We start from the raw sequence: 4,537 nt of genomic DNA, 5'->3' as shown, positions 1-4,537 counted from the left end.
ATGTTTTCAGTGGCTGTTAAATAATCGTAATATCCTCCACCACTTTCGAGCACAAGTTTGGTGTGTTCTCTGATTTTAGAATTTTTGTTGGATATATTATCAACCATACATTCTCCTTGGTCTTGGTACAATAATCCACACAAAATCTTAATTAGTGTGCTTTTACCGGATCCATTTTTCCCTATAATTGAAACTATTTCGCCCTTTTCTATTTGCAAATTCTCAACGTCAAGTACAGTATTTCCGTCGAATGATTTTTTAATATTATTAAATTGTATATACATTTGTTGCCTCTTATCTATGTAAATTGGCACCAAAACGGTGCCAATTTTATATTATTTGTCGTATTTTTCGATGTCATCGATTACTTTGCCGATGTATTCGATGGTGTCTTTGAGTGGTTTATCTGTTGTGATGTCTACTCCTGCAGCTTTTGCAATTCCGACAGAATCTTCTGTGGAGCCTAATGCCAATGCTTTAAGCCATCTGTCTGCTGCTGGTTTTCCTTCTTCTACAATCATTTTGGATACTTGTGTTCCGATTGTTAGTCCTGCGGAGTAAGTGTATGGATACAATCCCATGTAGTAGTGAGGTTGTCTCATCCATGTCAATTCTGATCCTTCGTTGATTTCAACGTCTTCTCCCCAGAATTTTTGTAGTGTTTCTTTGAAGATTCTTGACAAATCATCTGCTGTGAATCCTTCTTTCTTATCGATTAATTTGTACACTTCTCTTTGGTAGTATCCTTCGATGAAGTGTGTGACGAAGTTGTGGAAGTAGGTTCTGGAGATTATTTGTCCACACAAGTATCTTCTTTCTTGGTCAGTTGTTGCTTTTTCTAGCAAGTATCTACTCATGATGAGTTCGTTTGTTGTGGATGGTGATTCCACGAAGTACATTGATGGATCGTTGTCCAACACGTTTTGTGTTTTTTGTGAGATGTAGGATTGTCCTGCATGTCCCAATTCGTGCGACAATACGATGGCTTCTGTTAGTTTGCCAGTCCAAGATATCAACACGTATGGGTGTGCCAAGAATGGCGATGCGCAGAATGCCCCTGTTGATTTCCCAAATGTGTTTACAAAATCAATCCATTTTTCGTCAAATGCACGATCTAGCATTTTGGAATAATCTTCACCTAGAATTGAAAGTCCGTCTTTGACCAAATTCCTTGCATCTTCTACTGAAATGTTTTTGGAGAATGAGTTTTCCACGTCAAGCTTCAAGTCCATGAATGTAACTTTGTCCAAATCGTATTCTTTTTTGATGATTTGGGCGTATTTTCTCATGTGTTTAGGAAGTTCTTGCATGATTACATCTAGTTGTCTGTCGTACAATTCACGAGAGATGTTTTGTCTGTCTAATAAGAAATCGATCACTGAATCGTATCCTCTTAGTTCACTTTCTGCCTTTTCTGCTTGGCAATGTGATAGATAAATCATCGCTGTTGTGTTTTTGTATTTGGCAAGTTCCTTGTAGAAGACTTCGTATGATTTTCTTCTCAAATCTGTGTCAGGGTCGTTGTCGTAGACTCCTTCGAACAAATTGTAAGTCATTTCGTATTTTTTGCCATTTACTTCGAAATCAGGGAATGTGATGTCGTGAATTTTCGTTGTGTTGTAGATTTCGTAAAATGAGCTGAATGTTTGTGAGAATTTGCTTATAGCATTTTCCACTTCTTTGGATAAGATGTGTTCTTTTTTCTTCAACAAATCGTCGATGTATCTTGTGTTGTTGGTGTCGTTTTTCACTTCTTCAAGTGTTTGTTCGTCAACTTGTACAAGTTCTGTTTCAAAAAAACTCATTTTGTTTTCGATGTCTGCGATTTTTGTGAATGTAGCCATGGCTCTTTTTTGGGATTTTTCGTTGTGGCCGTCTGCTTCCACATCAAGTGATGCGTAGTGTGCGATGCGGTCGATATTAGCCACGATATCTCTGTAATCGTCCATTGCGTTTTTGATGATGTCTGCTGATTTGAGTTTATTTTCGTAATTTTTCTTGAAATCATCTGCCATCAAATCAATTGTCTTCACTGCTTTTTCGAATTCTTCTTCTGTTTTATATAATGCAGACAAATCCCACATGTATTGTGGGTCTGCTTCTTCTCTTTTGCAATATTTTAGTATATCCATTAGATTGCCCAGTTTCCTTCCTTAAATACTTCTACTTCTTTGCCATCAGCTGTAGTTCCAACGATTCTCATATCTTCAGAACCAACCATGAAATCCACGTGAATCAATGAATCGTTGATTCCATTTTTCTTCAATTCATCTTCATTCATGTCCACTCCGCCTTCTACGCAAGTTGGATAAGCTTGGCCGAATGCAAGGTGACATGATGCGTTTTCGTCGTACAATGTTTTGATGAATGTGACGTTTGATTTGGAAATTGGAGATTCGTAAGGAACAAGAGCCACTTCTCCCAAGTATTTTCCGTTTTCATCAGTATCGAACATATTCTTCAAAGTTTCCTTGCCAACTTCTGCATCGAAATCCACAACTTTTCCATCTTTAAATTCAAATCTCATCTTGTCGATAGTGTTGCCACCGTAATTCAAAGGCTTAGTGCTGTACACAACGCCGTTTACCTTGTCTCTGTGAGGTGCTGTGAACACTTCTTCTGTTGGAATGTTTGGCACGAAATCATTTCCGTAATTATCTGTGGATTGTGCAGCTATCCACACGTGTCCTTTTGGAAGTTCGATTGTCAAATCAGTTCCCAATGAATTTGTGTAGTGAAGCTTCACGAATTGGTGCTTGTTCATAAACTCTGCGTGTTTGTTCATTGTATCCAAATGTTCATCCCACGCTTTGATTGGATCTTCTGTGTCAGAACGAGTTGCCTTGAAGATTTGATCCCACAATTTTTCTACAGCTTCTTCTTCTGAAAGTTCTGGGAATACTCTCTTTGCCCAGCCAACGCTTGGAGCTGCGACAACACACCAGCTGTTGATGTCATTCATTGTGTATTTTTGAATTGGCTTCATCTTTTCAGCAGAAACCTTGGATCTCATTTGAACTCTGTCAGGGTCCACTCCCTTCAAATTTTCAGGATCTTGGCAAGATACAGATATTACCCCTGCTTTTTTTTCAAAATAGTATTTGGATTTTTCAACGATAAAATCTGGAAAGTCCTTCAAAGCTTCTTCTGATGCGTTTTCGTAGTACATTCTGTTGATTGCATCGTCATTCCATTCCATAATAACTTCGCTGCAGCCTTTTTCATAAGCGTATTTTACCAAAAGTCTTGCAAAGTCAGCTCTTTCAACTGCACAACGAATTACAAGTGGTCTATCGTTTGCATTGATTCCTTTTTCGATAATTAATCTTGCGTAATTGTTTAGTTTTTTGTCAAAATTTTCCATATTATTCCTCCTCGTATCACTAATAATATTATATGGTTTTCCCAATAATTTTTCAATTTTATAAAAATAAAATATTTGTAAAATACGTAAAAACACTGGATTTTGATTGACTTTACATACCCCATATACTAAAATCTAAATATAAATGAAAGGATGAATTTATGATTAAATACGCAATTTTTGATATGGATGGAACTTTGATTAACTCCATGTACAAATGGAACAGAGTTATTTTAGATTACATTGAAAATTTGGGAATAAAACCTGACGATGATTTTATAAGGACAATCAAAACCAAAACACTTTTGACATCTATTGATTACATTCACGAAACTTTTGACATCAAAAAAACCACAGACGATGGTTTGAACTTTATATATTACACAATTAGAAACGGATATATGAATGAATTTGATTTGAAACCGGGCGTTTTGGATATGCTCGAAAAGCTAAAATCAATGGGAATTAAAATGTGTGTTGCAACAGCCACAGAAGACCAATTGGCAATTCCAGCTCTTGAAAAACAAGGTATATTGGATTATTTTGAATTCGTGCAAACTTGTAAATCCGTGGGCTACCACAAATACGAAGAAGAATATTGGAATAATGCTCTTGAAAAATTGGGCTCTAATGTGGATGACACGATTGTATTTGAAGATGCGTTGTACTGCATCGATACGGTCGACAAAATGGGATTTAAAATCGTGGGAATAACTGACGAATCCACTGTTAATGATTATGATATAATTGATGAAAAAGTGGACCAATACATTGAATCTTACGATGATTTGGACTACGATTTGTTTAAATAGGAGATTGTATGAATAAAATAATTTATATGTTCATATTGTCCATGCTTCCTGTTTTGGAAATCAGAGGGTCAATGATTTATGCACTTGCAAATAACATTAACCCTGCATTAGCGTTCTTCTTGTCTGTGATTGGCAACATATTGCCAATACCATTTTTGATTTTGTTGACACAAAAAGTCCTACAATGGTTGGATACAATCGACACTTTCAAGCCATTTGTGGATTGGATTAACAAAAAAGCACAAGAAAAAAGCAAGACAATCGACAAATACGGAAGACTGGGACTCTACATTTTGGTGGCGATTCCACTTCCTGGAACAGGCGCTTGGACTGGCGCATTGGTGGCATCATTCTTGGGATT

General features: G+C 36.7%; 5 protein-coding genes. 2 read left to right on the top strand and 3 right to left on the bottom strand.

Annotated elements, in window-relative coordinates; genetic code table 11:
• The 3 genes from KHW44_RS06665 to KHW44_RS06655 form a co-directional block, all read right to left on the bottom strand.
• Positions 1 to 284 (bottom strand): ATP-binding cassette domain-containing protein (locus KHW44_RS06665; RefSeq protein WP_304067526.1); only part of this gene is annotated, 284 nt, incomplete at its 3' end.
• Between the two features lie 51 nt (positions 285 to 335).
• A complete protein-coding gene (gene pepF, locus KHW44_RS06660) occupies positions 336 to 2,132 on the bottom strand; it encodes an oligoendopeptidase F (protein ID WP_294685442.1) in 1,797 nt (598 codons plus the stop codon).
• On the bottom strand, positions 2,132 to 3,364 hold the full coding sequence (locus KHW44_RS06655) for an aminopeptidase (RefSeq protein ID WP_035109364.1): 1,233 nt from the start codon (positions 3,362 to 3,364) through the stop codon (positions 2,132 to 2,134). The genes pepF and KHW44_RS06655 overlap by 1 nt, the downstream gene beginning before the upstream one ends.
• A gap of 161 nt (positions 3,365 to 3,525) precedes the next feature.
• Here KHW44_RS06655 and KHW44_RS06650 point away from each other — a divergent pair, with 161 nt between their 5' ends.
• Positions 3,526 to 4,176, top strand: a complete 651-nt coding sequence (locus KHW44_RS06650) for an HAD family phosphatase (protein WP_294685445.1) — start codon at positions 3,526 to 3,528, stop codon at positions 4,174 to 4,176.
• Positions 4,177 to 4,184: 8 nt separating this feature from the next.
• A partial coding sequence (locus tag KHW44_RS06645; RefSeq protein ID WP_304067519.1) for a small multi-drug export protein occupies positions 4,185 to 4,537 on the top strand: 353 nt, incomplete at its 3' end.

Origin of the sequence: Finegoldia magna, from assembly GCF_018371055.1 — a bacterium.
In the GTDB taxonomy this organism is placed as follows: domain Bacteria; phylum Bacillota; class Clostridia; order Tissierellales; family Peptoniphilaceae; genus Finegoldia; species Finegoldia magna_I.
This window is presented reverse-complemented; position numbering and strand designations above follow the sequence as displayed.

Coding starts and splice junctions, on each gene's coding strand:
- pepF (WP_294685442.1), bottom strand. CDS start 2,132: ATGGATATACTAAAATATTGCAAAAGAGAAGAAGCAGACCCACAATAC.
- KHW44_RS06655 (WP_035109364.1), bottom strand. CDS start 3,364: ATGGAAAATTTTGACAAAAAACTAAACAATTACGCAAGATTAATTATC.
- KHW44_RS06650 (WP_294685445.1), top strand. CDS start 3,526: ATGATTAAATACGCAATTTTTGATATGGATGGAACTTTGATTAACTCC.